Source organism: Bacillus cereus group sp. BfR-BA-01382 (genome assembly GCF_022663475.1).
In the GTDB taxonomy this organism is placed as follows: domain Bacteria; phylum Bacillota; class Bacilli; order Bacillales; family Bacillaceae_G; genus Bacillus_A; species Bacillus_A thuringiensis_S.
In genome coordinates, this window is record NZ_JAKUFQ010000199.1 from 1 (window position 1) to 3,416 (window position 3,416).

Below are 3,416 nucleotides of genomic sequence, written 5' to 3' on the forward strand. Positions count from 1 at the left end.
GAAAATTATTATACTAGGTAACTCCATGCAAAGTTTAGGAGCTGGATTACAAGCGTATCAAGGCGTTTCAAATTTATTGAAAGATGAGAGAGAAAATGAAGATAGTATTTTTGATAAGAAGGATGAGAGAATAATTGCACTCATTGGTATTTGGATACAAGCGCTTGGAACGTTAATTTCTGCAATTGGAGTAACTGCAATAGAGGAAGAAAATAGGCTAGCAAACAATGAAAAGTCTGAAATACTTATATAAGTAGAAGGAGAGACATTGATTTTAGAGGCAAGTTAAGATTAAAATAGTAGTAGGTTTCTTTGCGTATATTTTGAAAAGTGATATATAAAATACAAAATAAGGAGTTTTCAAGGGATGATGTATTTATTAGCAATTTTTCTTCCGCCTGTTGCTGTATTATTTTGTGGAAAACCAATTCAGGCAATAATAAATTTCATATTAACACTAATATTTTGGGTTCCAGGAGTTATACATGCAATTCTTGTAGTGCATGATAAAAAAGCTGATCGGCGTTTGAAAAAACAAATTCAAGCATATGATGAAATTAATAAGAGGAATCGAAGGTAATTTATCTGTAAAATATTTTTTAAAAAAAGGAGGATTAACCTCCTTTTTTTAGTGGGTGTTAAGTTTAAATTTTTGTGTGGCGGAAAGAATTTTTAATGTAAGTTTTATGATAATAACTTTTAGATTGTGCATGTAATAGGCCAGTATAGATACTTTCTGGTACATTAAAGAAATCGTACATACCATTCTTTAATTGGATTCGCAAAATCATAGAAAAAGGATTGTAGCCAACAGCAACTATATTTTTTGAAATCACGGGAGATAGCTTCATCATTACGCAACTCCTCACTTTTCATTTTTAATAATTTCTTGTAGATGTTGAGGTTATGAAGTTGAAATCCTTATAATTTAAGAGGTATTATACTTATATGCAATATATTAAATGTTTGTTATACGTAATTATAAGGAAGTTCACACGAAGTACATATCGTTGTGCTATTTTTATTTCACCTTTGATTTATAAATAAGAAAATATTGACCATTTGAAAAAAAGGTATATTATTTATACGAGGTATTAAAAATTCACTTTTTACATTCTATGCTTAAAGGGGCAGCGTTATTAGGAAAAATAGAAGTGAAAATAGTTTGTATAAGAAGTATTCTAAAAATTATAATCTGTGAATTGGGAAAATATTGAATGCTCCAGGTCAATATACTTTCTTAATCAAATTCATTTTAGAAAGTGACCTCAATATTTTTAAGTAAATCAACGGGAGAATTGAAAGGCAGGAGAAAGTAACATGTCAGAAAATTATCGTTCTCGAGAGGAACGACGACAAGTTAAAAAGAAAAAACAGCCAGCGTCTAAAACACAAAAACCAAAAGGTAAAACATCATTCTTTCGCAAGTTTTTAATTACTTGTTTATTACTTGGTATTGTTGGTTTAGTGGCGGGGGTTGCTACCTTTTTTGTAATGATTAAGGATGCACCAAAACTTGAGAAAGCAAAACTTGTTAATCCGTTATCCTCAAAAATTTATGATAAAAACGGGGATTTGGTATATGAATATGGAAAAGAAAAAAGGACGAATGTTACGTATGAGCAAATACCTAAATTAGTAGAAAATGCATTTTTAGCGACAGAAGATTCACGTTTTTATGAGCATAGCGGAGTAGATTTTAAAGGTACTGCCCGTGCTGTTCTAGTAAGTCTTAAAGGAGATTATGGTTCTCAAGGTGGAAGTACGATAACACAGCAAGTTATTAAAAACTACTTCTTATCAATGGACAAAACACCAAAGCGTAAGGCACAAGAAATATATTTAGCTTATAAGCTAGAACAACAGTATTCAAAACATGAGATATTAGAGATGTACTTAAATAAAATTAACTTAGGAAACCGTTCATATGGGATCGCAACAGCAGCACAAAACTACTATGGTAAAGAATTGAAGGACTTAACATTACCAGAAGTTGCGATGCTTGCAGGTTTACCGAAAGCACCGAATAACTATGATCCAACGAAAAAAGAAAATGTTCAAAAAGCAACAGAAAGAAGAAATGTTGTTCTAAACTTAATGAATCGACATGGATATATAACAAAACAGGAAATGGAAGAAGCATCAAAAGTTGACGTAGAAAAGGGACTCAAGCCTGCAACTCAACTACAAACAATGCCATATCCTGCATTTATGGATGCAGTTGTGAAAGAAGTAGAAAAAGAATTGCCAGATGCTAATATAGGTTCTGACGGTTTAGAAATTTATACAACGTTAGATCCGAAAGCACAGAAACTTGCTGATAATATTTTAAATAATAATATCATTGATTATCCGAACGATAAATTCCAAGGTGCATTTACATTTATGGATACGAAAACAGGAGAAGTTCGTGCTATAGGTAGTGGCCGTGGAGAAAATAAAGCTGTATTTAAAGGACACAATATGGCAATTGAATTAGATCGTGCAGCTGGTTCAACGATGAAGCCGATTTTCGACTACGCTCCTGCAATTGAATATTTAAAATGGGCTACGTACCATCAAATTGATGACTCTCCATTTAAGTATTCAACGGGACAAGAAGTACGAAATTCAGATAGAAGTCACATGGGTCCAATTACAATGCGTGTAGCATTAGAAAAGTCACGAAATATCCCAGCAATTAAGACTGCGAAAGAAGTCGGAATTAATAAATCAAAAGACTTCTCTGAGAAATTAGGCATTACATTTAATGCAGCACCGACTGAATCAACAGCGATTGGTACAAATGAAGTATCACCAACTGAAATAGCGGGCGCTTATGCGGCATTTGGTAATGATGGTAAATATACGAAACCGCATTTTGTTAAGAAAGTCGTTTATCCAGATGGTAAGTCACAAAGTTTTGGACAAAAACCAAAACAAGTTATGACAGATTCTACAGCATATATGATTACAGATATGCTTCGTTCTGTAGTTAGATCAGGTACTGGTACATCTGCAAATGTAGCATCTTTAGATGTAGCTGGAAAAACGGGTACGACAAACTACTCATCAAAACAATTAGCTCAATATAAAATTCCAGAAAGTGCAACTCGTGATAGTTGGTTTGCTGGATATACACCGCAATATACGATGGCAGTATGGACTGGGTATATGAAAGATGGCAAAGACGAGTATATTAGTAGTAAAAATACGAAAATTGCACAGTTGATCTTTAAAGAAATGATGAGCGAAATGGCTACAGATAAATCACGCTTTAAAATGCCAAGTAGCGTCATTCAAGAAGGTAGTGAGCTACGTATAAAAGGTGAAAAACGTGATTCATCGCCAAATACTAGCGTACCGGATACAACGGAGCAACCAAAACAAGATCAACAGCAAAAAACTGAAGAAGAGAAAAAGCAAGAAGAATTAAA

At 33.2% G+C, this 3,416-nt stretch carries 3 protein-coding genes and 1 pseudogene; 3 read left to right on the forward strand and 1 reads right to left on the reverse strand.

Features of this window, described 5'->3' with window-relative positions; genetic code table 11:
- Together MR160_RS33125 and MR160_RS33130 are read left to right on the forward strand one after the other, a co-directional pair.
- Positions 1 to 253 (forward strand): annotated as a pseudogene (locus MR160_RS33125) (DUF6944 family repetitive protein); the annotation flags it as partial.
- 114 nt (positions 254 to 367) lie between these two features.
- The gene (locus MR160_RS33130) at positions 368 to 580 is read left to right on the forward strand and encodes a YqaE/Pmp3 family membrane protein (protein WP_000990219.1); all 213 of its coding nucleotides are present in this window, start codon (positions 368 to 370) and stop codon (positions 578 to 580) included.
- Between the two features lie 64 nt (positions 581 to 644).
- On the opposite strand, the gene MR160_RS33135 is transcribed toward MR160_RS33130, so the two are convergent.
- The gene (locus MR160_RS33135; RefSeq protein WP_000977080.1) at positions 645 to 854 is read right to left on the reverse strand and encodes a KTSC domain-containing protein; all 210 of its coding nucleotides are present in this window, start codon (positions 852 to 854) and stop codon (positions 645 to 647) included.
- 466 nt (positions 855 to 1,320) lie between these two features.
- On the opposite strand from MR160_RS33135, the gene MR160_RS33140 reads away from it, so the two are divergent.
- Positions 1,321 to 3,416, forward strand: a 2,096-nt coding sequence (locus tag MR160_RS33140) for a transglycosylase domain-containing protein (RefSeq protein ID WP_242299165.1), incomplete at its 3' end; no start/stop codon positions are given.

Excerpts from the sequence above, each read along its gene's own strand:
- MR160_RS33130 (WP_000990219.1), top strand. The coding sequence starts at position 368 with ATGATGTATTTATTAGCAATTTTTCTTCCGCCTGTTGCTGTATTATTT.
- MR160_RS33135 (WP_000977080.1), bottom strand. The coding sequence starts at position 854 with ATGATGAAGCTATCTCCCGTGATTTCAAAAAATATAGTTGCTGTTGGC.